The 25173-nt window shown below is 39.2% G+C and carries 20 protein-coding genes and 1 tRNA gene; 16 read left to right on the forward strand and 5 right to left on the reverse strand.

Translation table 11 applies throughout. The features are described 5' to 3' along the window. Positions 1-5 precede the first annotated feature (5 nt). The 9 genes from AC1M89_RS01075 (at position 6) to AC1M89_RS01115 (ending at position 11960) form a co-directional block, all read left to right on the forward strand. Positions 6-911 carry a DUF58 domain-containing protein gene (locus AC1M89_RS01075; protein ID WP_481613732.1) on the forward strand — a complete coding sequence of 302 codons (906 nt, stop codon included), beginning with the start codon at positions 6-8 and terminating at the stop codon, positions 909-911. A 29-nt stretch (positions 912-940) separates the two neighbouring features. Continuing rightward, complete coding sequence (locus tag AC1M89_RS01080) at positions 941-2953, forward strand: transglutaminase TgpA family protein (protein ID WP_481613733.1); 2013 nt, start codon at positions 941-943, stop codon at positions 2951-2953. Between the two features lie 26 nt (positions 2954-2979). Continuing rightward, positions 2980-3056: transfer RNA gene (locus tag AC1M89_RS01085), tRNA-Val, on the forward strand. Between the two features lie 583 nt (positions 3057-3639). Then, entirely contained in the window at positions 3640-5871 is a 2232-nt protein-coding gene (locus tag AC1M89_RS01090; RefSeq protein WP_481586658.1) for an NADP-dependent isocitrate dehydrogenase, read from the forward strand. A 234-nt stretch (positions 5872-6105) separates the two neighbouring features. Then, positions 6106-8310, forward strand: a complete 2205-nt coding sequence (locus AC1M89_RS01095; protein ID WP_481613734.1) for an OsmC domain/YcaO domain-containing protein — start codon at positions 6106-6108, stop codon at positions 8308-8310. A gap of 235 nt (positions 8311-8545) precedes the next feature. Further along, the gene (locus AC1M89_RS01100; protein ID WP_092766106.1) at positions 8546-8662 is read left to right on the forward strand and encodes a hypothetical protein; all 117 of its coding nucleotides are present in this window, start codon (positions 8546-8548) and stop codon (positions 8660-8662) included. A gap of 451 nt (positions 8663-9113) precedes the next feature. Next, positions 9114-10433: an NCS2 family permease gene (locus AC1M89_RS01105; RefSeq protein WP_481589776.1), complete on the forward strand. Its 1320-nt coding sequence runs from the start codon at positions 9114-9116 to the stop codon at positions 10431-10433. Positions 10434-10506: 73 nt separating this feature from the next. After that, positions 10507-11505, forward strand: a complete 999-nt coding sequence (locus AC1M89_RS01110) for an adenosine deaminase (RefSeq protein ID WP_481588437.1) — start codon at positions 10507-10509, stop codon at positions 11503-11505. 92 nt (positions 11506-11597) lie between these two features. Then, positions 11598-11960 carry a hypothetical protein gene (locus AC1M89_RS01115; protein ID WP_481588436.1) on the forward strand — a complete coding sequence of 121 codons (363 nt, stop codon included), beginning with the start codon at positions 11598-11600 and terminating at the stop codon, positions 11958-11960. 12 nt (positions 11961-11972) lie between these two features. On the opposite strand, the gene AC1M89_RS01120 is transcribed toward AC1M89_RS01115, so the two are convergent. Next, entirely contained in the window at positions 11973-12530 is a 558-nt protein-coding gene (locus AC1M89_RS01120; RefSeq protein WP_035265864.1) for a cytochrome b, read from the reverse strand. A 203-nt stretch (positions 12531-12733) separates the two neighbouring features. Here AC1M89_RS01120 and AC1M89_RS01125 point away from each other — a divergent pair, with 203 nt between their 5' ends. Together AC1M89_RS01125 and rnhB are read left to right on the forward strand one after the other, a co-directional pair. Then, the gene (locus tag AC1M89_RS01125) at positions 12734-13114 is read left to right on the forward strand and encodes a hypothetical protein (RefSeq protein WP_180027580.1); all 381 of its coding nucleotides are present in this window, start codon (positions 12734-12736) and stop codon (positions 13112-13114) included. A 66-nt stretch (positions 13115-13180) separates the two neighbouring features. Then, the gene (rnhB, locus tag AC1M89_RS01130; RefSeq protein WP_481595669.1) at positions 13181-13747 is read left to right on the forward strand and encodes a ribonuclease HII; all 567 of its coding nucleotides are present in this window, start codon (positions 13181-13183) and stop codon (positions 13745-13747) included. A 66-nt stretch (positions 13748-13813) separates the two neighbouring features. Here rnhB and csrA read toward each other — a convergent pair whose 3' ends face one another. The 3 genes from csrA to alaS all read right to left on the reverse strand — a co-directional run bounded on the left by csrA (position 13814) and on the right by alaS (position 18352). Next, positions 13814-14068, reverse strand: a complete 255-nt coding sequence (gene csrA, locus AC1M89_RS01135) for a carbon storage regulator CsrA (protein ID WP_035265869.1) — start codon at positions 14066-14068, stop codon at positions 13814-13816. A gap of 244 nt (positions 14069-14312) precedes the next feature. Then, complete coding sequence (locus AC1M89_RS01140; RefSeq protein ID WP_092766113.1) at positions 14313-15593, reverse strand: aspartate kinase; 1281 nt, start codon at positions 15591-15593, stop codon at positions 14313-14315. A gap of 65 nt (positions 15594-15658) precedes the next feature. Beyond that, complete coding sequence (alaS, locus tag AC1M89_RS01145) at positions 15659-18352, reverse strand: alanine--tRNA ligase (protein WP_180027581.1); 2694 nt, start codon at positions 18350-18352, stop codon at positions 15659-15661. 368 nt (positions 18353-18720) lie between these two features. Here alaS and gap point away from each other — a divergent pair, with 368 nt between their 5' ends. From gap to AC1M89_RS01170, 5 genes are all read left to right on the forward strand, one after another. Then, positions 18721-19752, forward strand: coding sequence for a type I glyceraldehyde-3-phosphate dehydrogenase (gap, locus tag AC1M89_RS01150; protein WP_481588434.1), 1032 nt, complete (start codon positions 18721-18723; stop codon positions 19750-19752). A gap of 227 nt (positions 19753-19979) precedes the next feature. Beyond that, complete coding sequence (locus AC1M89_RS01155; RefSeq protein WP_035265874.1) at positions 19980-21146, forward strand: ATP phosphoribosyltransferase regulatory subunit; 1167 nt, start codon at positions 19980-19982, stop codon at positions 21144-21146. A gap of 70 nt (positions 21147-21216) precedes the next feature. Further along, positions 21217-22536 (forward strand): adenylosuccinate synthase, encoded by a 1320-nt coding sequence (locus tag AC1M89_RS01160; protein ID WP_035265875.1) that lies wholly within the window; start codon positions 21217-21219, stop codon positions 22534-22536. A gap of 137 nt (positions 22537-22673) precedes the next feature. Then, entirely contained in the window at positions 22674-22982 is a 309-nt protein-coding gene (locus AC1M89_RS01165) for a hypothetical protein (protein WP_180027584.1), read from the forward strand. A 102-nt stretch (positions 22983-23084) separates the two neighbouring features. After that, positions 23085-23861, forward strand: coding sequence for a M48 family metallopeptidase (locus tag AC1M89_RS01170; protein ID WP_035265878.1), 777 nt, complete (start codon positions 23085-23087; stop codon positions 23859-23861). A 116-nt stretch (positions 23862-23977) separates the two neighbouring features. Here the strand turns inward: AC1M89_RS01170 and AC1M89_RS01175 are convergent, their stop codons facing one another. Continuing rightward, entirely contained in the window at positions 23978-25027 is a 1050-nt protein-coding gene (locus AC1M89_RS01175; protein WP_481613735.1) for an NADP(H)-dependent aldo-keto reductase, read from the reverse strand. Positions 25028-25173: the final 146 nt, after the last annotated feature.

Below are 25173 nucleotides of genomic sequence, written 5' to 3' on the forward strand. Positions count from 1 at the left end.
TGCAGGTGACCAGTATCTGGAAGCAATGGTTAAAAAAAAGATTTCGGTTTGAGCAGAGTAAAAAAATTGGTCAACGCGATATTTTGATTTTTATTTATCAGCAAGGTTTCTTATATCTTGTGTTGATTTTGATCACATTTATTGCGGGTATTAACTATGCCAATAATTTGATATTAGGTTTCTGCTTTTTAATTAGTGCGATCTTATGCATTAGTTTTTATATCACCTTTAAACAATTGCATGGTCTTGAGATAGACATCATTACTGATGAAGTCGGACAGGTAGGGCACTCGATTTTATTTAAAATCTACTTGAATCAACCTTATTCATATTCACGTTATTTATCGATCTCCATCGATTCTGAGACACAGCACATTCACATTGACCAAAAACAGTCTGAATGTGTTATACCGATTCATGTTGATCAACGAGGACAGTATAACTATCCCGATATACACATTGCTTCAGTGTATCCATTTGGACTTGTTCGAGCTTGGACTTATATCTTTCATGGTCGACATGCATGGATTGCGCCACAAGCCAAAATAAATCCGAATACAAGCTTTTCAAATGAATTTGTATTGGATCAGGAAAAAGATGAGTTTAAAGAATTAAGAAGTTTTCAGGTCGGAGACTCATTACAAAGTGTATCTTGGAAGCAGGCTGCTCGTGGACAAGGTTTGTATATTAAAGTTTTTGAAGAGCATCAACAGGATCGATGTGTTGATATTCATTATCATCATATGCCGTCAGTCGAGCATGAAGAAAAGCTCAAATATATGATGGGTGTGGTGGAGCAGTGTGAGCAATTACAAATTCCTTTTAAGCTGGTGTTACCTCATGCCGAACTGAATCAAGGATTTGGAGCTGAGCATATCAAGCAGGCTAAAATTCTGCTTGCTCAGGCATAAAGTGTGAAATAGAAAATAGGTTTAGATATATGGTACATCCTAAAGTTTCACAATCCATGCTATTGAGTTTGGCACTCATTTTATTTATCCAGATTATTTATCTTCCTTATGCTTTAATTTTGGTGCTCTGTATTGAGCTTATATATTTATGGCATATTCAAAAAAGTAAAAAAAATGTCTCCAAAGCAATAAAATTTAGTTTTACAGCAATTGCACTTGGCGCGATTTATCTGCATTACCATACTTTTGTTGGTGTTGAGGCTGGGGTAGCATCGCTGACAACTTTTCTATTTGCAAAAGCATTAGAAACCCAAAAAAAACGTGATTTGATCATCGTTTTTAATTTTGCCTTATTCGTGGCGGCAAGTACGTTTTTATACAGTCAAACGTTGTATGTTGCTTTGGGAGTGGTACTGTGCTTAGTGAGCTGTTTTGTAGGACTGTATAGAATTCAAACTGCGGAGTTTCTGTCCACTCCTGAAACTAAAAATGGCTTAAAGCACGATGTCATTCATGTCGGTAAATTCATCGGATTGGCAATTCCTTTTTTTATATTGCTCTTTATTTTTTTCCCACGATTACCTCCGCTTTGGCATATCCCGATTCAACAAAATAAGGGGATGACAGGAATCAGTGATTCCATGTCCCCAGGTGACATTGCTGAGCTGTCTCAGTCAAATGAATTAGCATTTCGTATTATTGGTGATATCACAAAATTACCGCCTCGTTCAGAAATGTATTGGCGAGCTTTGGTCTTAGATCAATATGATGGTCAAAAATGGACGAGTCATGGATTTAATAGAGGGTTAAACGAGTTAAACTCTTATCAACTTTCTAATTTAAATCAAAAAGTTGAATATCAGTATTTGGCTAAAGATCCTTCTGTAGAATGGATTATGGGATTAGAGCAATCTGTACCTCAACAACGAAATTATTATCTCCGTTATGACGGTGGTATTTCAGCTCAACGACCTATTCAAACGGCTCAACCTATAAACTTAGTTTGGTTAGGGCGTGGGATGAAAATAAATCATGAACTTAGTCAGTTTCAAATTCAGTATTACACCCAGTATCTCCATCAGCGTGATATCAAAAGTCAAAGTTTAGCGTGGGACTTATTTATTAAAAGTGGAGAGCAGCCAGAGCGTTATATCCAGCAAGTTTTAGACTGGTTTAAGCAAAATAGCTTTCAGTATTCTTTATCTCCCGGTGTTTTGAGTGGTGATCGGATAGATGCATTTATGTTTAATTCACGACAAGGATTTTGTGAGCATTTTGCTTCTAGTTTTGTCATGTTGATGCGTTATGTCGGTATTCCTGCCCGCGTCGTGACAGGTTATCAAGGAGGTCAGTTTGCACCAGACCAAAAGAGTTGGGAAGTGAGGCAGTTAGATGCACATGCTTGGACTGAGGTATATTTTGGAGGTCAATGGCAGAGGATTGATCCCACTGCAATGATTGCTCCAGAGCGTATTGACCAGGGAATGCAAAGTTTAATGCAAAATAATCAAACACTTTACTCTGAGAATAAAAATTGGTCAGTTGCAAAATATCCTTTTTTGACAAAAATTCGCGTATGGAGTGATTACGCAAGTTATCAATGGCAAAGTAAAGTTGTTGGATATAACGCTGATCAACAACAGAGTTGGATGACAAAATTTGGAATTCATTCAGTTGCTTCAGTGTTTGTGATTATCCTTGCAGGCTCACTGATCATATTAGGATGTTATGCACTATGGATGTTGAGGAAAAAAAGAAAACACTATTCACAAATCGATTGGGTACTTCAAGTTTTTAATAGAAAATTAGGACTTCACAATCGCCGTTATTCTTACGAAACGGTTCGACAATGGTTAGAAAGAATTTCATCACCTTTAAGTCAAAATGATAGAGCTGTTTTCCTCGAAATTATCATTCTGTACGAGCACTTAAGTTATTCACAATCGAGTATTTCTAAACAAGAGTTCGCAAATTTTAAGTCAATGATTAAAACTTGTTCATATCTTTTGGTTAAATATGAAAAAGGCTTGTCAGCCAAGTGATTTTTGCATAAGATGCGAAGCATTCTAGGTGTATAGCTCAGTTGGTTAGAGCGCTACGTTGACATCGTAGAGGTCTCCAGTTCGAGTCTGGATATACCTACCAAGATTAAAAAAAAGGGCTTAAGTATTTTACTTAAGCCCTTTTTTCGTAAGCAAGATATTACTTCTTTATTTAAAAGTACTTCTTTATTTAAAAGTAAAGTATTCGTTATCACTTGCTCTATCAAGAAAAATTGCGTTTCAAAAATCTCTAAATTTGATATTAAATTATATATTTTAAGTATAAATACCCAAAATGCTTTAATCTAAATATTGGGTATTTCTGTAATTTATTAATATACCTGTACATTAACACTTACAATAACGTCCGAAATGTACGCTTTTGCCATCCTGTTTAAATATGAGACACGTATAATGTTCATATTACAGGGAAGTTGAGATCAACGTTCATTACCAGTTCTTCACTTTTCATTCAGAAATAATGAAATTCATACAGTATTATCAAACTAAAGATGGATACTATTTTGTATGTTATTTCATCAAAATAGCGTACTAAAAGCTTATTTCATTGACTGAAATGCGACGAAGAACGATACTCTCAACGTTTTAATTTAAGCAAATCGGTTCTAAGAGACTGGACCAAAAGTTCGGTGCTCTGTAACTCAATCCAAAGCAAGGGGCTATATATGGCTGGTGGAAAGTCAACTATCATCTACACACTGACCGACGAGGCGCCATTACTGGCGACTTACTCACTACTGCCGATCATTGAGACCTTTACTAAGCCTGCTGGTGTTGAGATTGTAAAAACTGACATCTCAGTTGCAGCACGCGTGCTCGCTGAATTCTCTGAATACCTTAGCGAAGAGCAGAAAGTATCAGACAATCTTGCAGAATTAGGTCGTCTTACACAAGATCCAGACACAAACATCATCAAACTTCCAAACATCAGTGCATCTGTAGCTCAGTTGACTGCATGTATCAAAGAGCTTCAATCAAAAGGCTATGCAATTCCAGATTATCCTGAGAATCCTACGACTGAAGAAGAAAAAGCACTCAAAGCACGTTTTGGTAAATGCTTAGGTTCAGCAGTAAACCCTGTATTGCGTGAAGGGAACTCTGACCGTCGTGCGCCTGCTGCTGTTAAAAACTATGCGAAAAAACACCCACATTCTATGGGTGAGTGGAAACAGTGGTCACAAACTCACGTTTCTCACATGGATGAGGGTGACTTCTATCACGGCGAAAAGTCTATGACTTTAGATCGTCCTCGCAATGTGAAAATGGAACTGATCACGAATTCTGGTGAAACCATCGTTCTTAAAGACAAAGTTGCATTGCAAGACGGCGAAATCATCGATTCTATGTTCATGAGCAAGAAAGCGCTTTGCGACTTCTATGAAAAAGAATTAGATGATTGTAAAGAAGCGGGCATCTTGTTCTCTTTACACGTTAAAGCAACCATGATGAAAGTTTCACACCCGATCGTATTCGGTCACTGTGTGAAGATTTATTACAAAGAAGCGTTCGAAAAACACGGTAAACTGTTCGACGAACTAGGTATTAACGTAAACAACGGTATGGCTGGTCTTTACGAGAAGATCGAAACTTTACCGACTTCTTTACGTGAAGAGATCATCGAAGATCTACACGCATGTCAAGAACACCGTCCTGCTTTAGCAATGGTGGATTCAGCAAAAGGTATCACTAATTTCCATTCTCCAAACGACGTGATTGTAGATGCTTCTATGCCTGCAATGATCCGTGGTGGTGGTAAAATGTGGGGTGCTGACGGTAAGCCTTACGACTGTAAAGCAGTAATGCCTGAATCTACATTTGCACGTATTTACCAAGAAATGATCAACTTCTGTAAGTGGAATGGTAACTTTGACCCACGTACAATGGGTACTGTACCTAACGTTGGTCTAATGGCTCAAAAAGCTGAAGAATACGGTTCACACGACAAAACTTTCGAAATCGCGCAAGCTGGTGTTGCTAACATCACAGATATCGAAACTGGCGAAGTATTAATGTCTCAAAACGTGGAAGAAGGTGATATCTGGCGTATGTGTCAGGTGAAAGATGCACCGATCCGCGACTGGGTAAAACTAGCTGTAACACGTGCACGTAACTCTGGTATGCCAGCAATCTTCTGGTTAGACCCATACCGTCCACACGAAAACGAATTGATCAAGAAAGTTCAAAAATACTTAAAAGATCACGATACAGATGGTCTAGACATCCAAATCATGTCTCAAGTACGTGCAATGCGTTACACACTTGAACGTGTTGCTCGTGGTCTAGATACAATCTCTGTAACGGGTAACATTCTACGTGACTATCTCACTGACTTGTTCCCAATTATGGAGCTTGGTACTTCTGCGAAAATGCTGTCTATCGTGCCTTTAATGGCGGGTGGTGGTATGTACGAAACTGGTGCAGGTGGTTCAGCACCTAAACACGTACAACAACTTGTTGAAGAAAACCACTTACGTTGGGATTCTTTAGGTGAGTTCCTTGCACTCGCTGTTTCACTTGAAGAGCTTGGTATTAAAGAAAACAACCCTAAAGCTAAACTTCTTGCGAAAACATTGGATGCTGCAACTGGTAAATTACTTGACAACGACAAATCTCCATCACGTCGTACAGGTGAGTTAGACAACCGTGGTAGCCATTTCTATTTAGCGAAGTTCTGGGCTGAAGAATTAGCAGCTCAAGACGAAGATGCTGAATTAAAAGCGACATTCTCTACTTTAGCGAAGACTTTAGCTGAAAATGAAGAGAAGATCGTTGCTGAACTTGCAGAAGTTCAAGGTAAATCTGTTGATATCGGTGGTTACTACGCAATCGATCCAGAGAAAGTAAATGCAGTTATGCGTCCAAGTGCAACTTTAAATGCTGCTATTGCAAGCATCTAATAACACTTAAGTTGAACTGAATTTCAGTTTGGCGGATTAAAAAAGCTGGTACTTCGGTACCAGCTTTTTTTGTTAAAATTTTTGTAAATAAAACACTGATTACGCCCAATTAGAGAGAGCTTAAGGGGAGGATCTAGAAAACTTTCATTCAATTTGCATGCATTTCTGATTACAATGCGTTTTAATTTATTTTTAACTTATCTAGCTGTTTGGATAAGTTCTGTAGGTGCCCGCATGGAAATCAAAGTCAATTATCTCGACAATCTTCGACAGGAAGCAAAGTTCGACGATTTCACGGTTATTGCCGATCAACCTATTCGTTATAAAGGTGATGGATCTGCACCAGGCCCATTTGACTATTTTCTTGCGTCTTCAGCATTATGTGCAGCTTATTTTGTAAAGGTGTATTGTGCTGCACGAGATATTCCTACAGAAAATATTCGATTATCCCAAAATAATATTGTTGATCCAGAAAACCGTTATAAACAAATTTTTAAAATTCAAGTCGAATTACCCTCAGATATCTCTGAGAAGGATCGACAAGGTATTTTACGTTCAATCGACCGTTGCACTGTAAAAAAAGTCATTCAAACAGGTCCTGAGTTTGTTATTGAGGAAGTTGAAAGCATTGATGCGGATGCTCAAGCTTTACTTATGCCAAATATTGCCAAGGAAAATGTGACTGTTATTCCGGGCAAAGATTTGCCGCTTGAAGAAACGATTGCCAACATGTCTGCAATTTTGGCGGGCTTAGGGATGAAGATTGAAATTGCGTCTTGGCGGAATATAGTGCCAAACGTATGGTCTTTACATATTCGCGATGCACAAGCGCCAATGTGTTTTACCAATGGTAAAGGTTCAACGAAAGAGAGTGCCTTAGCATCTGCATTAGGCGAGTTTATTGAACGTTTGAATTGTAATTTCTTCTATAACGACCAATTTTGGGGTGAAGAAATCGCAAATGCTGAATTTGTGCATTACCCTGATGAAAAGTGGTTCCAACCAGGTCCAAATGGTGAATTGCCATCAGAAATTTTAGATGAATATACACTTGAAATTTACGATCCTGAAGATGAATTATTAGGCACACATCTGTACGACACAAATTCTGGCAATACTGCGAGAGGTATTTGTTCGTTACCTTTTGTACGCCAGTCGGATGGTGAGATTGTATATTTCCCTTCAAATTTGATTGAAAATTTGTATCTGTCAAATGGTATGAGCGCAGGAAATACCTTGGCTGAAGCACAAGTACAATGTTTATCTGAAATATTTGAACGAGCAGTGAAGCGCGAAATTTTAGAGGGTGAAATTACCCTGCCAGATGTACCTGAACATGTTCTAGCAAAGTACCCAAAAATAGTTGAGGGTATTAAGGGGCTTGAGGAGCAAGGTTTTCCAGTGCTGGTCAAAGATGCTTCATTAGGTGGGAAATTCCCAGTCATGTGCGTGACATTAATGAATCCAAGAACGGGTGGTGTTTTTGCATCATTCGGGGCTCATCCAAACTTTGAAGTTGCATTGGAACGCAGCCTTACCGAACTTTTACAAGGTCGTAGTTTTGAAGGTTTAAATGACTTACCACGTCCTACTTTCAATAGCCATGCCCTGACAGAACCAAATAACTTTGTGGAACACTTTATTGATTCATCGGGTGTTGTGTCTTGGAGATTCTTCAGTTCGAAATCTGATTATGATTTCGTAGAGTGGGATTTCACCAGTCAAGGTGAAAATACAAACGCTGAAGAAGCTGAAAAGATGTTCAATATCCTAAAAGAGATGGGTAAAGAAGTTTACATGGCTGTATACCAACATTTAGGTGCAACTGCATGCCGAATTCTGGTGCCAGGATATTCTGAGGTGTATTTGGTTGAAGATCTGGTTTGGGATAATACCAATAAAGCTTTAGCCTTTAGAGAAGATATTCTTAACTTACATCGTTTAGATAATGAACAGCTCGAAGCTTTGCTAGAGAAACTTGAAGAAGTTGAAGTGGATGACTATACCGATATTATTACCTTGATTGGTGTTGAATTTGACGATAATACGGTGTGGGGTCAGTTAACTATTCTTGAATTAAAACTATTAATTAACTTAGCTTTGGAAAATTTCGAAGAAGCGAAAGACCAAGTAGAACAGTTCTTACAATACAACACCAATACTGTAGAGCGCGGTTTATTCTATCAATGCATGGATGTCGTTTTAGAAGTATTGTTAGATGAAGAGATGGAAATTGAAGACTACGAGTCGAATTTTAGACGTATGTTTGGTGATGAGAGAGTCGATGCTGCAATAGGCTCAATCGAAGGTGATGTGCGTTTTTATGGATTGACGCCAACCAATATGCAACTTGAAGGTCTCGATCGTCATTTAAAACTTATTGAGAGCTATAAGAAGCTTCATGCTGCCAGAGCGCGTTTTGTTTCTCAACAAAACTGATCGAATGAAAGGCCACTATGAAGAGTGGCCTTTTTATTTTAAAGATCAGCAAATCGATGCATCTAGTTAGGGTGCTCAATTTTTTATCATAAAATGAAGTTGTTATGAAAAGTACTGATAGTATTTATTAAAAATAGTAATTTATTGATATTTAAGGGAAATAATTCTATTTAACTGGTATTATTAGCTAAATGCATTATCATAGTGCATGACGAGTTAACTTAAGGCGAGCATTATGAATTTCTTGAAAAAAAAGAATAAAGCAAGTTTCGTTTTCTTTATTATTACTGCGTATTCCTGTTTGGGCTTTGGATTAGGTTACCTAATTTGGGAATACCTCCAAATGAAATAATGTTCATATTGATCGGTAAGAGTGCAAATTTAGAAAGTATTCACTGTTAGCAAGCTTAATTTACTCTACCATTTAAAATTAAATGATCTAAAAATCATCAGTGATTTTTTAAGGGGTATATTTAAATTTATATTTTTTAACGTGATTTAAATAAAGATTAAATTTTAGCGTTTTATAACCTATGACTGTGTATTCAGCCCTTCAAATTCAGTCTATGTTATAATTAAAAATATATCCCGATAGATCGAATTGTCTAGCGACTGTTCAATTGATAGATCATCATATCAAAGCTGCTTTATTGCAGCTTTTTTAATTGTGCTTCAATTTATCGGAAATGTCATTTTGGTACGTTTATTGAATGCGTCATCTGAGCTACATTTGCCAATGAATCATTGAATAAATGATCTAAATAATTTTTACGACTCGCTCGATCTTAAGCAGGGGCTCGACAATGACAAATCCAAATTCTTCAGCGGGTTTGCTTGAACGCTTATTTAAACTAAGCGAAAACAAAACAACTTTTCGAACTGAAATGATTGCAGGGATGACGACATTCCTGACAATGTGCTACATCATCATTGTCAATCCAATGATTCTGTCTGAAACAGGAATGGATCATGGTGCGGTATTTGTTGCGACATGTTTGGCAGCAGCAATTGGTTGTTTTGTCATGGGTATTATTGCCAATTACCCAATCGCATTGGCTCCGGGTATGGGCTTAAATGCATATTTCACCTATTCGGTATGTTTAGGAATGGGTGTGCCTTGGCAAACCGCTTTAGCTGCGGTATTTGTGTCTGGTCTGGTCTTCATCGCGATCAGTATGTTTAAAATTCGTGAAGCTATCGTGAATGCCATTCCAATGTCTTTAAAATTGGCTATTGGTGGTGGTATTGGTTTATTCCTAGCTTTAATCGCTTTGAAAAATGCTGGCATCATTGTGGATAATCCTGCAACTCTAGTGGGTTTAGGTGATTTAAAACAACCAACCGTTCTCTTAGCCTTATTCGGCTTTTTGATGGTTGTTGTTATGCATCACTTTAAAATACGTGGTGCGATTATCATTAGTATTTTAGTGCTGACTGCAATCTCAACATTCCTAGGATTGAGTGAATTTAAAGGTGTGATTGGTCAAATTCCTTCAATTGCACCAACATTCATGCAAATGGATTTTGAAGGCTTATTTACCGCAAGTTTAATCGGTGTAATTTTTGTGTTCTTCTTAGTTGATCTATTTGATTCAACAGGAACGCTGGTCGGTGTTTCACATCGTGCTGGTTTACTCAAAGATGGTAAATTACCACGTTTGAAGAAAGCTCTGTTTGCCGACTCTTCAGCGATTGTTGCTGGTGCTGCATTAGGTACATCATCAACGACACCATATATTGAGTCTTCTGCGGGTGTAGCAGCAGGGGGGCGTACAGGTCTTACAGCGGTAATAGTTGGCTTACTTTTTATTGCTTGTTTGTTCTTAGCACCGTTGGCTCAATCTGTTCCTGGATTTGCAACTGCACCAGCCTTACTCTTTGTAGGGGTATTGATGATTCAGGGTATTACACATATTGATTGGGATGATATTACTGAAGCGGTTCCTGCTTTCTTAACGATCGTGTTTATGCCGTTCACTTACTCAATCGCTGATGGTATTGCCATGGGCTTTATCAGTTATGCGTTGGTGAAGTTACTTACAGGTAAAGCATCTACGGTGCCATACATGGTATGGATTATCGCAGTATTATGGGCGCTGAAATTTGCAATGTTTGGCGGCTAATTTTTAACAGTTTTTAAAAGGGTGTAAACTCAGTTTGCACCCTTTTTATTTTTTGGTTTCATGAGGAGTAGCAATGAACCGTGTTGAGTTAATTAAAGCTTTACCTAAAGCTGAGCTTCATGTCCATATTGAAGGGACATTTGAACCTGAGTTGATGTTTGCCATTGCTCAGCGCAATGAAATTGCAATCCCATATCAATCAGTTGAAGAAGTCAAACAGGCTTATAATTTTCACAATCTGCAATCATTTCTAGATATTTACTATGCAGGTGCGAATGTATTGATCAATGAGCAAGATTTTTATGATCTTGCATGGGCATATTTTGAAAAATGTGCAGAAGATCGAGTGGTTCATACTGAAATGTTTTTTGATCCGCAAACCCATACGGATCGTGGTGTGTCATTTGAAACGGTAATTAAAGGCTTAAAACGAGCTTGCCACGATGCTGAGGTAAAATTAGGCATCACAACGCATTTGATTATGTGTTTCTTACGTCATTTGAGTGAAGAGGCAGCATTTGAAACACTTGAACAAGCTTTACCTTACAAAGACCAAATTATTGGGGTAGGGTTGGATTCAAGTGAAGTTGGGCATCCACCTTCTAAATTTGAAAGGGTATTTGCAAAAGCACGTGATGAAGGATTCTTGGTGGTTGCACATGCAGGTGAAGAAGGTCCAGCAGAATATGTCTGGGAAGCTTTGGATTTACTCAAAGTGAATCGTATTGATCATGGTGTACGTTCTGAAGAAGATCCAAAGTTGTTGGCGCGTTTGATTGCTGAAAAAATGCCTTTAACGGTTTGTCCATTATCAAATTTAAAGCTTTGTGTTGTAGATGATATGGCAGATCACAATATTCGCCGTTTGTTACAGCAGGGTGTGCATGTTACAGTAAATTCTGATGATCCATCATATTTTGGTGGCTACATGAATGACAACTTTATTGCGATCGCTGAGGCCTTGGATTTAACAAATCATGAATTAAAGCAACTCGCTATAAATTCATTTGAAGCATCGTTTATTTCCGATGAGCAAAAACAAAAGTGGAAAGATAAAATTCTCACGATTTAAAACAGTTAAACTTGTTTATGTAACATACTGAAAGGTGGGGGTCAAAATCCCACCTTTGGTTTAAGATGCTTTAAACAATAGAGCCGAATGTGATGTTGAAATTGAAATCTGTGCTTTGCCTGAGTCTGCTAACGTTGCCTGTAGTTATCGCGAATGCAAATATGACTTTGACACAGCGTGTATTACAGCCTGTCATCCAGTATCAATGCGAGCGTGAAGTCGATCATTCGAAAATATGGAAAATAACGACATATTTAATGAATGAAGAAAACAAAAAGAAATTAAAATTAGAAACCTGTGATTGTGTATCAAATCATGCTTTAAAAGATATTCCGGCTCAGGAACTTGCCAAAGCAACAGTTAACGAAGATATCAAGCAAGAAGTCATTCGAAAAGCCATGTTGAATAGCCTAAAAGCATGTGTAATTAGCTCTAAATCTAACTCAGAAATTTAGAGCCGTACTCAATCAATCTTTAGGTTGTTTGGTCATGCTGTCTAAGACATGATCTTTATCTATAAAGTGATGCTTTAATGCCGCAGCAATATGTCCGAGTAAAAGTAAACCTGCAGCCCAAGAAATCCAAATATGAAGTGGTTTTACAATTTCAGTTACTTGAGGATTCTCACCTATTAAAGCAGGTAGATCAAATAAGAATAATACTGGTGCAGGGTAGCCGAGACTCCAACTCCATAAGCAACCCGTAATTGGTAAAGCCAGAAGCATAAAATAAAGTCCAAGATGCCCTAAATGTGCGAGTCTTTTCATGAGGGGAGACATTGTCTCTGGTAACTCGGGTGCAGGATGAGTGTAGCGCCAAAAGATACGAACCACGACCAGAAAAATAATGGTGGTTGCAATATTTTTGTGAAGCGTGATGACGTCACCTTTGAAGCTACCATCTACTTCATAACTTAAAAAATTGCCGCTATAAAAGCCGATCGCCCACGCCGTGATAAAAATAATCGCCATGACCCAATGCAAGACTTGAGCTGTACGTGTGTAATATTTGGATTTATTATTCATGATATAAACTTATGATTGAATTTCGCACATAATAATTTAAGCATAAATTATTTATAAGTATTGAAATGGGACACAGTGTTGAAAATATGCAACGGAATGCGACTTATAACTGAACATATAGTCGGGAAATACAAAAAATCTATTTCTTCATGATGTTACATTAGGCAAAATAGCTCAATTCGTAAGATCATAAGGACAATACTATGAAAAAATTAATCGCTTTACTTGCACCAATGACATTAGTGCTCGGAGCTTGTGCTACAGGTACAACAGGGACATCATCACCTGCCGCAAATACCACTCAACAGTTAGGTTCGGCTGCACTTAAAATTGCGATCAATGCAAAATGCACAACTGAATTGAACAATATTTCTGCTTGGAAAACTGCAACGAAATTAATGACTGCAGAGCAGAAAGAAAATATCCAAGGTGAAATTTGTGGATGTGTAAGTGAAAAAGCTCCTCAAAGCGTAACTACGGTTGATTTGGCTACAGCAGCGATTGATCCAACAGCACGTGCAACAATCGTCAGCAATATCGTGACTAAAACTATTAATGAATGTGTAGCTGAAGCTGTACGTTAATTTCAAAGATACATGAATAGGCTGATTTTGATCGGCCTATTTTTTTAAGGATAAATTAGGAAAATGATGTTGATTGCTGGTGCTGATGAAGCAGGGCGCGGTCCACTGGTAGGATCAGTCGTTGCGGCTGCTGTAATTTTGGATCCTAACAATCCGATTCTTGGGTTAAATGATTCTAAAAAACTCAGTGAAAAAAAACGTGAAAAATTATTTATAGAGATCAAAGAAAAAGCACTAGCTTGGGCTATCGCTGAAGCGAGTCATCACGAAATTGATGAACTCAATATATTGAATGCTTCGTTGTTGGCAATGCGTCGTGCCGTTGAACAATTGACTGTGCAACCACAACATGTATTGGTTGATGGTAATAAAATTCCCCAAGGATTGAGTATGAGTTGTGATGCTGTAGTTGGAGGAGATGCATTACATCCAGAAATTTCTGCTGCCAGTATCCTGGCTAAGGTGACACGTGATCATCAAATGTTAGAACTTGATGCTAAATATCCTCAGTTTGGTTTTGCAAAACATAAGGGCTACCCGACCAAAGCTCATTTTGAAGCTATTGCACAGTTTGGCGTGGTTGAAGAGCACAGGCGTAGTTTTGGTCCAGTACGCAAATCATTGGGACTTTAAACAGCTTAAACACCAAAAATTTAAAGCGGCTAAATTTAGCCGCTTTAGTCACAAAATCATTTCTAATCAACGATTGAAATCATTTTGAGTGTAATTCTCTTCTTCGTAAGAAGGTTGGTAATCTTGGTCAAGATGTTGCAAGTGCTCATGCATCGCACGTTCATGCTGAATTCGTTGATAGATTTCTTCACGATGTACAGATACTTCTTTAGGCGCATTCACACCAATTCGCACTTGGTTACCTTTTACACCAAGTACAGTGACACTGACTTGATCCCCAATCATTAATGTTTCACCAACACGACGGGTGAGAATCAGCATGTTTATCTCCTTGCTTAAACGCTAAACCTGCGATAGTTTTTTCAAAAAGTGAAAATAACAACCTCGGCACCACGAAATATTTTAATAGATAAATGTGACGAATTTAACCATTCGCACAGGACTATTGAAATTATCCCATAAACCTCTAGACCTAATATAACAGAGCCACTATAGGAAAAACTATAGTGGCTCTGAATATTTCTTCATCAAGTATGCATTGTTTCTGCTAACTCATGGCAGAAAATTAAGCACGTGCGCTAGACTCACCATGTTCGCGGTCAAGACCAAACGCAGTGTGAAGTGAGCGAACAGCAAGCTCTAAATAATTTTCTTCAATAATAACAGAGATTTTGATTTCAGAAGTTGAAATCATCAGGATATTGATGCCTTCATCAGCAAGTGCTGTAAACATTTTACTTGCAACACCAGCATGAGAGCGCATACCAACACCTACGATAGATACTTTTACAATATCATCACGTGTTGCAACTTCACGAGCACCGATTGCTTGAGCAGTTTCTTCAAGAATTTTTTTAGCTTTAGCAAGTTCGCCACGATTGACTGTGAATGTGAAGTCAGTTGTACCATCTTCTTCAACGTTTTGGATGATCATATCCACTTCGATATTAGCATCACCAATCGGTTTTAAAATTTTAGATGCAATACCAGGAAGATCAGGCACACCTAAGATAGTTAATTTAGCTTCGTCACGGTTAAATGCGATACCAGAGATAATTGGCTGTTCCATGTTGTCTTCCAATTCAGTAGTGATAAGTGTTCCGACGTTGTTTTTAAATTCTTCGTCAAATGCGCCATCATTTTCATTGTCGAAGCTAGATAGTACGCGTAAAGGGACTTGATATTTACCCGCGAACTCAACGGAACGGATCTGTAAAACTTTAGAACCAAGAGAAGCCATTTCAAGCATTTCTTCAAAAGAAATACGATCAACTTTCTTCGCTTTTGGTGCAACACGTGGATCTGTTGTATATACACCATCCACATCTGTATAAATTTGGCATTCATCCGCTTTGAGTGCAGCTGCTAATGCAACACCAGAAGTATCAGAACCACCACGACCCAAAGTTGTTGTGTTTCCATTAGCATCAAAACCTTGGAAACCTGCAACAACGATGACACGACCAGCATCTAATTGTTCAGTCATGACATCTGTATCAATTGATTCAATACGTGCTTTTGTGAATGAGCTGTCAGTTTTAATACCAACTTGGCGTCCAGTCAAAGATTTCGCTTCCACACCGATAGAATTCAGTGCCATTGCTAACATTGAAATCGTTACCTGTTCACCCGTTGAAACCATTTGGTCTAATTCTCGTGGGTCAGGGGTGTCGGTAATGGCTTTCGCTAAAGCGAGTAGGCGATTAGTTTCACCACTCATTGCTGATACAACAACCACAACCTTGTGGCCGTGATCATGCCAACGCTTTACACGACGAGCAACATTTAAAATGCGCTCAGGAGTACCCATTGAAGTACCGCCATATTTTTGAACGATTAATGCCATAGTTGTTCCATATAAACCATGACCTTGAAGAGTTGTTCAAGGTCAGTTACACAAAAGGTGAAGTTTTATTTTGCAGCTAGCCAAGCAGTTAATTCTGCCATGACAGAAGCAAACTTCTCGTTAAGTGGCGCGCCACCTTGTGCCAAATCAGGCTTACCACCACCTTTACCACCTAGCTCAGTTGCTAAGTGTTTGATGATGTCACCTGCTTTTATAGAAGCTGTGAAGTCTTTAGCTACAGATGCGATCAAGCTCACCTTGTCACCCTCTACACCTGCAAGGACAATCACAGCATTTTCTAATTTTGATTTCACGCCGTCGTGTAGATTGCGAAGTGATTTCGCATCCATACCTTGAACAGTCGTGATTAACGTTTTGCGACCTGCAATTTCCTTAACTTGGCTAAGTAGTTCACCCGCCTGTAAATGTGCAAGTTTTTGATTCAATTGATCGATTTGCTTTTGTAAGCTTGATGCTGTGTCCGCTAAGGCTTCAACTTTCTCAATCGTTTGATCTTTTTGTGCTTTCAATAAGCCATTAATCGTGTTGATGTCTCGATCAGCTTTTTGAGCCACCTCAATTGCTTTCGAACCTGTAACTGCTTCAATACGACGTACACCTGCAGCAACACCGCCTTCAGAAGTGATTTTGAACAGACCAATGTCACCTGTACGTTTTACGTGAATGCCGCCACAAAGTTCGATCGAGAAGTTTTTCTCTTCAATGATTGAACCCATAGAAAGTACGCGAACTTCTTCGCCATATTTCTCACCAAACAACATCATCGCGCCTTTAGCTTTTGCAGATTCGATGTCAAGGAGTTCGGTTGTTACAGGCGTATTGGCAATCACTTCAGCATTTACCAGACGTTCAATTTCTTGAATCTGTTCAAATGTCACGGGTTGATCATTGGCAAAGTCGAAACGTAACACGTCAGAAGCAACCAATGAACCTTTTTGTTGAACATGTGAACCCAAGATTTGACGAAGTGCAGCATGTAGAAGGTGAGTCGCAGAGTGGTTACGTGCTGTTGCTGCACGAATGTCTGCTTTAACTGTTGCTTCTACATTTTGAGTAACTTTAAAGTTACCCATGGTCACGATACCTTGGTGAACGAACGCACCACCAGATTTTTTCGTGTCTTGAACTTCGAAAATACCTGTATCGTTTTTAAAGATACCTGTATCACCGATTTGACCACCGCTTTCTGCATAGAAAGGTGTTTGGTTTAGAACGATTAAAGCTTCATCACCTTCAACGACTTCATCAACTTGTTCGCCATCTTTATAGATTGCGATGATTTGACCCTCACCAGCAGTTGCATCGTAGCCGTCAAACTGAGTTTCGCCTTCAACTTTTACAACGCTGTTGTAGTCGATTGCGAATTTACCCGCATCACGTGCACGTTGACGTTGAGCAGCCATTTCTTTTTCAAAACCAGCTTCGTCAATGGTTAAATCACGTTCACGTGCGATATCCGCTGTAAGGTCAGTTGGGAAGCCGTACGTGTCGTAAAGTTTGAAGACCACTTCGCCCGGAATGACAGAACCTTTTAAGTTAGCAAGTTCGCCTTCTAGCAATTTCAAACCTTGTTCTAAGGTTTTAGCGAATTGCTCTTCTTCTTTTAGAAGTTGTGCTTCGATACGTGCTTGGTTTGCCGCAAGTTCTGGATATGCAGCACCCATCACCTCGGTTAAAGGCTTTAACATTTTGTGGAAGAATGAACCTGTCGCACCCAACTTGTTACCATGACGAACTGCACGACGGATGATACGACGTAGAACGTAGCCACGCCCTTCATTTGATGGGTTTACGCCATCAGCGATTAGGAATGAGCACGAGCGTGCATGGTCGGCAACGACTTTAAGTGATGCTGGGTATTCAACTGGTTTGCCTTCCGCTTGCGCTTTCGCTTCAAGTTCAGCAGTATCTAAACCAATAATTTCAGCTGCAGCTTTTAATAGGTGTTGGAATAGATCAATTTCGTAGTTTGAGTTGACGTGTTGTAAAACAGCAGAAATACGCTCTAAGCCCATACCTGTATCGACAGACGGGGCAGGAAGCGGATGGAGTACGCCATCAGCAGTACGGTTAAACTGCATGAATACGTTGTTCCAAATTTCGATGAAGCGGTCGCCATCTTCTTCAGGTGTGCCTGGTAAGCCGCCCCAAATGTGATCGCCATGGTCATAGAAAATTTCAGAACATGGACCACAAGGACCTGTATCGCCCATTGCCCAGAAGTTATCTGAAGCGTATTGACCGCCTTTGTTGTCGCCGATACGGATAATGCGAGACTCATCTAGACCGATTTCTTTGTTCCAGATGTCGAATGCTTCATCATCAGTGTGATAAACCGTTGCATATAATTTGTCTTTAGGTAGACCTAACCATTTTTCATTGGTTAAGAAATCCCAAGCGAATTTAATCGCGTCACGTTTAAAGTAATCTCCGAAAGAGAAGTTACCTAACATTTCAAAAAACGTATGGTGACGAGCTGTGTAGCCCACGTTATCTAAGTCGTTATGTTTACCGCCAGCACGAACACATTTTTGTGATGACACTGCACGTACATAATCTCGTTTTTCTAGGCCTAAGAAGCAATCTTTGAACTGGTTCATACCAGCATTTGTAAAGAGCAAAGTTGGGTCGTTGGCAGGAACTAGAGAACTCGACGCGACACGTGTGTGGCCTTGCGATTCAAAGTAACGCAAAAATGCTTCACGAATTTCAGCTGATGTCATAAAACGAGTACTCACAACCAAGTCACTCCATTAATTCTGTATTGGCAAATAATATGTCTGGGAAATAAAGTGCGAATTCACAAAAAAATTCACCCCAGCATACCGGGCTAAAAGTTTAAAAACGCCAAATTATAACGGAATTTGCCACCTGTACCAATGATTTTAAAGTGTTTTAATGACAATTCTCTTTAATTCTGATTTTAGGTGAAATTTTAATCATTATTGGTGTTGAGATCATTTTCAAATGCTTAAGCAGTGTATCTCGCACGAAGATCAATCAAAAATATTGAGTAGTCATAAGACCATTATTTATTACTGAATATTTTAGAAATACTTTAACATAGAGCTTTCAAGAACTTGTATTAAAGAGTTGAAGGTTACATATGCAGCGTATCGCAATTAATGGATTTGGACGAATCGGGCGAAATGTTTTAAGAGCTTGGTTTGAAAATCCAAAACAATTCAATTTTGAAATCGTTGCGATTAATGATGTGGCTGATGTAGAAACTTTAATTCATTTATTTAAATATGACACCACACATGGAAGATTTCATGGGGAAGTGGAGTTGAGTTATGTTGCAGAGCAAGTATTTCTCAATATTTATGCCTATCAAAAAAAATTATCTATTGAAGTCCACTGTCAAACAGAACCTGATCAACTGCCATGGAAGCGTTTAAACGTTGATGTTGTTTTAGAGTGTACTGGTTTATTTAGATCTCGAGCAGAAGCGACACGCCATCTCAATGCTGGCGCTCAACGTGTGATAATTGGGGCTGCACCTTTTGATACGGTTGATGCTGCAATTGTCTACGGGGTAAATCATACAGAGGTTAAAACTACGGATCAGATTATTTCGAGTGTTTCATGTACGACACAAGCATTGGTTCCTCTGGTCAAAATTATTGACGATGCCTTTGGCATAGAAAGTGCGTTAATGACAGAAATTCATGCTGTTACAGCGGATCAATCCGTTTTAGATCATGTTCACCGCGATTTACGTCGTGCGAGGGCATCTGGGCAAAACATTATTCCAACGACTTCATCTGCTCTAGGTGCAATCAAACGTGTCATGCCAAAAATGGAAGGGCGAATAGACGGTTACTCAATTCGTGTTCCTACCATTAATGTGGCAGCTATTGATTTGACATTTATAGCGCAACAGCCAATTACAGACCATCAGTTAAATGAAGCGTTAATTTCAGCAGCACGAGAGCAATTTTCGGAAATTATGTCGGTAACAGATGAGCCTTTAGTATCATCTGACTTTAATCATTCTCCATTTTCACTCATTGTAGATTTAACTCAAACCATGGTGGTCGGGAAGCAAGCTAAAGTCTATGCTTGGTATGATAATGAATGGGGATATACCAATCGTTTACTGGATTTATGTCATTCATTTCCAGATCAGTCATGAAACTGAAATGCTGTGTCTTTTATAAAGGCTTAAGTCTATAACATAGATCAACTGCTAGTGCGTTCAGAATTACCAATAGAAGCTTATGAATAATCTAAAATTCCGATTTAATTATTTAAAAGTCTGATGCACATGGGGGTTGATCGTGATAGACTAGGAGAAATCGGGTGTGTTCCCGATTTTTTTATGCGGATTTGTTCCGCGCTGACAGAATTTAGGTTTACAACATGCCCATTTCAGAGACATGGTTATTACCTGATGGTGTAGCTGATGTATTACCAGAGCAAGCGCAAGTTATTGAAACTTTGCGTCGTACCGCGTTAGATTTCCTCGCAGCTCGAGGTTATCAATTGGTGTACACGCCATTTATTGAATACATCGAATCTCTATCTTCTCTTTCAGAATCGAATCAAGATTTAGACTTAGCCACATTTAAAGTAATCGATCAACTTTCAGGTCGTTTACTTGGTGTGCGTGCAGATATGACGCCTCAGGTGGCGCGTATTGATGCACACGTGTATCCAGTTGAAGGTGTTGCACGCTATTGCTACGCTGGAACGGTACTTCATACCAAACCACAAGGTTTCAATACCACACGTGCGCCTTTACAGCTCGGTGCTGAGTTGTTTGGTTCAGACAGTATCGATGCTGACGTCGAAATGATCGATGTTATGTTGGAATTATTAAAAAATACAGGTGTAACTGAGGCGATCCATTTAGATATTGGACACGTTGGTCTATTCCGTAGCTTAGTTAAACATGCAGGATTGAACAAAGCTACAGAGTCGCATCTATCTGATTTATATCAGCGTAAAGCATTGCCAGAACTTGCTGAATATACGCAACAACTTAAATTCGGATCTGATTTTTATTCGCTTGGTCGTTATGCAAGTGATTTAGTCGCTTTAAAATCACATTTAAGCCAAGAAATCTTAGAAGATTCGGCATTCCAAGAAGCATTTAATGCAGTTCAAAGTACACAAGATGCGATTCAGCAACGTTGGCCAAATCTGCATATTGGTATCGATGTAGTAGAGCTTCGTTCATATCACTATCACACTGGCTTAATGTATGCAGTGTATGCACCAAATCGTGCTGCGCCATTAGCTCAAGGTGGACGTTATGATGGTATTGGTGAGCATTTTGGTCGTGCACGTCCAGCAACTGGCTTTTCATGTGACTTATACGCTTTAAGCGCTGGTCAATTTAAAGCATTGGAAGTGATCGTTGCACCTAAGGGCAATAATGCTGACCTAGTCAAAGCAATTCAAGGATTACGTGATCAAGGCAAAAGCGTTGTGCAGTTGCTTGGTCAAGATGAGTTGAATTCAGTACCTAACGCGACTCACCAGTTGGTGAATCAAGCGGGTGAGTGGAAACTCGAACAGATTTAATCACCTGATTTGAATACTAAATTTCAAATCATGTTCTTCAATTTTAACAGCATGATGCAATGAGGCTATTATGGGCAAGAATGTTGTGGTACTTGGTACCCAATGGGGCGACGAAGGTAAAGGTAAAATCGTTGACCTGCTCACAGATCAAGCGGCTGCAGTTGTTCGCTATCAAGGTGGACACAATGCAGGTCATACTCTCGTCGTAGGTGGTAAGAAAACTGTTTTACACCTCATTCCATCTGGTATTTTACGTGAAAACGTACTTTGCTTAATTGGTAACGGTGTAGTGCTTTCTCCTGAAGCGTTAATCAAAGAGATGACGATTCTTGAAGAGCAAGGTGTGCCAGTTAAAGAACGTTTACGTATTTCTCCAAACTGTCCATTAATTTTGCCAAACCATATTGCATTAGACCAAGCACGTGAGAAAAAACGTGGGAATGCCAAGATTGGTACAACAGGTCGTGGTATTGGTCCAGCGTATGAGGATAAAGTTGCACGTCGTGCGGTTCGTGTCGCTGATTTAGTGCGTGGTGGTGATCATCTTAAAGCATTGCTTGAAGAGTTACTTGAATACCATAACTTCCAATTAACACAATTCTACGGTGTAGAAGCGGTTAAGCTTGAAGACGTGCTTGCGTTATGTGATCAATGGCGTGAAGTTGTTGCTCCACTGGTTGTTGATGTTACTGGCGAATTGCATAAATATCGTAAGAACGGTGACAACATCATGTTTGAAGGTGCTCAAGGCTCACTTCTTGATGTTGACCATGGTACTTATCCATACGTAACATCTTCAAATACGACTGCTGGTGGTGTGAGTTCTGGTTCTGGTCTTGGTCCATTACACCTTGACTATGTATTGGGTATTACCAAAGCTTATACAACTCGCGTAGGTGCAGGTCCATTCCCAACTGAGTTGGTTTATGATGCTGCAAACGATGTTGGTGATGCAATTGGTAAGCACCTTGGTACTGTAGGTTCAGAATTTGGCGCATCTACTGGTCGCCAACGTCGCTGTGGTTGGTTCGATGCTGAAATCCTTCGTCGTTCAGTAGAAGTAAACTCACTTTCGGGTATTTGCTTGACTAAACTTGACGTTCTTGATGGTTTAGAAGAAATCAAAATCTGTGTAGGTTATGAAGCTGCAGATTCGGGCTGCGTAGGTTCTTCTGATGCACTTGCATTTGAAACTTTAAAACCAATTTACGAAACAATGCCTGGTTGGACTGAGTCTACTTTTGGTGCTAAATCTTTAGACCAATTGCCAGAAGCAGCAATCAACTATATTAAGCGACTTGAACAGTTAATCGAATGTCCAATCGACATCGTATCAACTGGTCCAGACCGTGATGAAACGATTATTCTTCGTCACCCGTTTGAAGCTTAATTAAAAGTTTTAAAAAAGCCCTGTGATATCACAGGGCTTTTTTTGATCTAAACAACGACCAAAGTTGTATAAAAATTGGCTGTGCTGAATCTTAGAGATTGTTAAAATCGAATGTATAAAATAATAGAGTGTGCAGGATGCATAAAAATATTTCTGGAACAATGTTTTATTCGTTGTTATTTGCAATGGGGGGGGCACCCACGATTGCGATGATGATAATTCGATCTCAAACAGTAGCCGAAGATGTGGTCTACCAAGTCTTTATTGGGCTGTCGATTATGATCGCTTGCATATTGGTCCCTATTATTTTAATTCAGAACACCTATTTATTTTTTAAACGTAAAGATGAGAAGCTTGAAACTCGTTTAAAACCGTGGAGTCAAACCTATCTCGTGCTTAATATTTTTTGTTTGGTCTTTTGGATCAGCTATCAATTTGTTTACTAAATTACATAACAAATAAAAAAGTGAAGAAAAATGAGATATTAAGCTTAGTTGAGTTTGTCTATAATTATGAACAAGTACTTTCAAGTAGATTGGAACATTATAATGAAGAACAAATTATTGCTCGGTCTTACAGCATCTGCGGTAATCTCGATTTCAGGGTGTACAACATTTGCGGATATGGCGGGTGCGGACTCAGCGACATTAAATGCAGCTGCTGCACAAAGTTACTCGCAAGCCATTGATACAGCTCGCAGCAAGGGCTTATTGGATACAAGCTCAAATACCTATAAGCGTATTACGAATGTATACAATCGTTTGCGTCCATATGCTGATCAAATGAATCAAACGGGTCAGCCATTCCAATGGCAGGTATCTGTAATTAAATCAAGTGAATTAAATGCTTCTGTCATGCCGGGTGGTAAAGTTGTTTTTTATACAGGTATTGTGGAACGTTTAAATTTAACAGATGCTGAAATTGCGGCCATCATGGGACATGAAATGATCCATGCTTTGGAAGAGCATGCAAAAAGTAAATTGGGTGCTCAAGCTTTAACTGACTTGGCTTTAGGTGTTGGTTTAAGTGCAGCTGGGGTAGGTCAAGGTGGCGCAGCAGTTGCACAAATTGGTTCTCAACTGGGTGTAGGGTTGCCTTATTCACGTAACTTGGAGAGCCGTGCTGATCAGGGCGGATTAATGTTAATGGCTCGAGCTGGGTATAACCCACAAGCAGCGATTACATTATGGGAAAAGATGGCTAAAGCAAGTAATGGCGGCAATGCATCTTTCTTATCAACACACCCTTCAAATGCTCAACGAATTGAGGCGATGCGTAAAAACTTACCTGCAGCTCAAGCGATTTATAACCAAAGTCGCCGTTAAAAGAATAAAGCTAAAAAAGGATGCGTTAGCATCCTTTTTTTATATTCACCACTTAGTAAATTGTTATCACAGTATGGCTTTGATTCAAATGTATTGAAATCGAATTTATTAGACACTTAAGGTGCTGGATTTGGCTGTTGTTTATGGATGATCTCAATTTCCTGAAGTATTTCTTCTGACAATGACACATTAAAAGCATCAATATTTTCTTTGAGTTGATTTAAATCGGTTGCACCAATGATTGTGCTGGTCACGAAGAACTGCTGCTTAATGAAAGCTAACGCCAATTGCGTTAATGTCAGTCCATGTTTTTCTGCTAAGAGGGCGTATTGTTCAGTTGCCCATTCACTTTCAGGATTACTATAACGCACAAATCTAGAGTATAAGGTGACTCTGGCATTTGCAGGTCTCGCACCATGTCTAAATTTTCCTGTTAAATAGCCAAAAGCGAGCGGTGAATAGGCCAGTAAACCGATGCCTTCAAATTTAGCAATCTCCGACATGCCGATTTCATAGGTACGATTTAATAAGTTATAGGGGTTTTGTACAGAAACAAATTTAGACAGCCCTAACTTTTCAGCTAAATGTAGAAATTTCATGGTTCCCCATGGTGTCTCATTGGAGAGTCCGATATAACGAATTCTACCTCTATTAATTTCCGCTTGAAGGGCAGATAAGGTTTCCTCGAGTGGTGTGATATCTAGTGTACTGTGAGCATGGTGATTGGTATAACCCAATTGACCAAACATATTGGTTGGGCGTTGAGGCCAATGCAGCTGATAAAGATCAATATAGTCAGTTTTTAAGCGTCTAAGATTTGAGTCTAAGGCTGAGCTGATGTCGCTGGCAGTATAGCGAGTTGTGCCGCCTCTAATATTGCTACCACCTTGGCCTGGACCTGCAATTTTTGAAGCAAGAAAAAGTTGATCACGTTGGCCGTGCTGCTGAATCCAATTGCCGATAATTTCTTCCGTCGAGCCTTGAGTTTCGACTTTAGGTGGTACTGGGTACATCTCTGCAGTATCCCAAAAATTTAACCCCCGCTCGAGTGCATATTCCAGTTGTTGGAAAGCCTCGGACTGGCTATTTTGCTCACCAAAGGTCATTGTTCCTAAACAAATTTCGGGAACGTGTATATCTGTTTGCCCAAGTCGATTAAATTTCATGCTCAACATCCTTGCTGTATTTTTTAAGTTGATATATTGAAATCATACCTAATCTAAGATTCAAAACGTATGTAAAATAAATTCGAAAGTTTTCAGAAAAAAGGCAATAAAAAAGCAAATCGTCAGATTTGCTTTTTTGAATGTAG

The sequence above is a fragment of the Acinetobacter sp. ANC_7635 genome, assembly GCF_056779945.1.

Bases quoted from the DNA above. Each gene is read 5' to 3' on its own strand.
- AC1M89_RS01080 (WP_481613733.1), top strand. From the start codon at position 941: ATGGTACATCCTAAAGTTTCACAATCCATGCTATTGAGTTTGGCACTC.
- gap (WP_481588434.1), top strand. From the start codon at position 18,721: ATGCAGCGTATCGCAATTAATGGATTTGGACGAATCGGGCGAAATGTT.
- AC1M89_RS01160 (WP_035265875.1), top strand. From the start codon at position 21,217: ATGGGCAAGAATGTTGTGGTACTTGGTACCCAATGGGGCGACGAAGGT.
- AC1M89_RS01110 (WP_481588437.1), top strand. From the start codon at position 10,507: ATGAACCGTGTTGAGTTAATTAAAGCTTTACCTAAAGCTGAGCTTCAT.
- AC1M89_RS01095 (WP_481613734.1), top strand. From the start codon at position 6,106: ATGGAAATCAAAGTCAATTATCTCGACAATCTTCGACAGGAAGCAAAG.
- csrA (WP_035265869.1), bottom strand. From the start codon at position 14,068: ATGCTGATTCTCACCCGTCGTGTTGGTGAAACATTAATGATTGGGGAT.
- AC1M89_RS01105 (WP_481589776.1), top strand. From the start codon at position 9,114: ATGACAAATCCAAATTCTTCAGCGGGTTTGCTTGAACGCTTATTTAAA.
- AC1M89_RS01155 (WP_035265874.1), top strand. From the start codon at position 19,980: ATGCCCATTTCAGAGACATGGTTATTACCTGATGGTGTAGCTGATGTA.
- rnhB (WP_481595669.1), top strand. From the start codon at position 13,181: ATGTTGATTGCTGGTGCTGATGAAGCAGGGCGCGGTCCACTGGTAGGA.
- AC1M89_RS01175 (WP_481613735.1), bottom strand. From the start codon at position 25,027: ATGAAATTTAATCGACTTGGGCAAACAGATATACACGTTCCCGAAATT.
- AC1M89_RS01115 (WP_481588436.1), top strand. From the start codon at position 11,598: ATGTTGAAATTGAAATCTGTGCTTTGCCTGAGTCTGCTAACGTTGCCT.
- AC1M89_RS01170 (WP_035265878.1), top strand. From the start codon at position 23,085: ATGAAGAACAAATTATTGCTCGGTCTTACAGCATCTGCGGTAATCTCG.
- AC1M89_RS01120 (WP_035265864.1), bottom strand. From the start codon at position 12,530: ATGAATAATAAATCCAAATATTACACACGTACAGCTCAAGTCTTGCAT.
- AC1M89_RS01090 (WP_481586658.1), top strand. From the start codon at position 3,640: ATGGCTGGTGGAAAGTCAACTATCATCTACACACTGACCGACGAGGCG.
- AC1M89_RS01140 (WP_092766113.1), bottom strand. From the start codon at position 15,593: ATGGCATTAATCGTTCAAAAATATGGCGGTACTTCAATGGGTACTCCT.
- AC1M89_RS01125 (WP_180027580.1), top strand. From the start codon at position 12,734: ATGAAAAAATTAATCGCTTTACTTGCACCAATGACATTAGTGCTCGGA.
- AC1M89_RS01165 (WP_180027584.1), top strand. From the start codon at position 22,674: ATGCATAAAAATATTTCTGGAACAATGTTTTATTCGTTGTTATTTGCA.
- AC1M89_RS01100 (WP_092766106.1), top strand. From the start codon at position 8,546: ATGAATTTCTTGAAAAAAAAGAATAAAGCAAGTTTCGTTTTCTTTATT.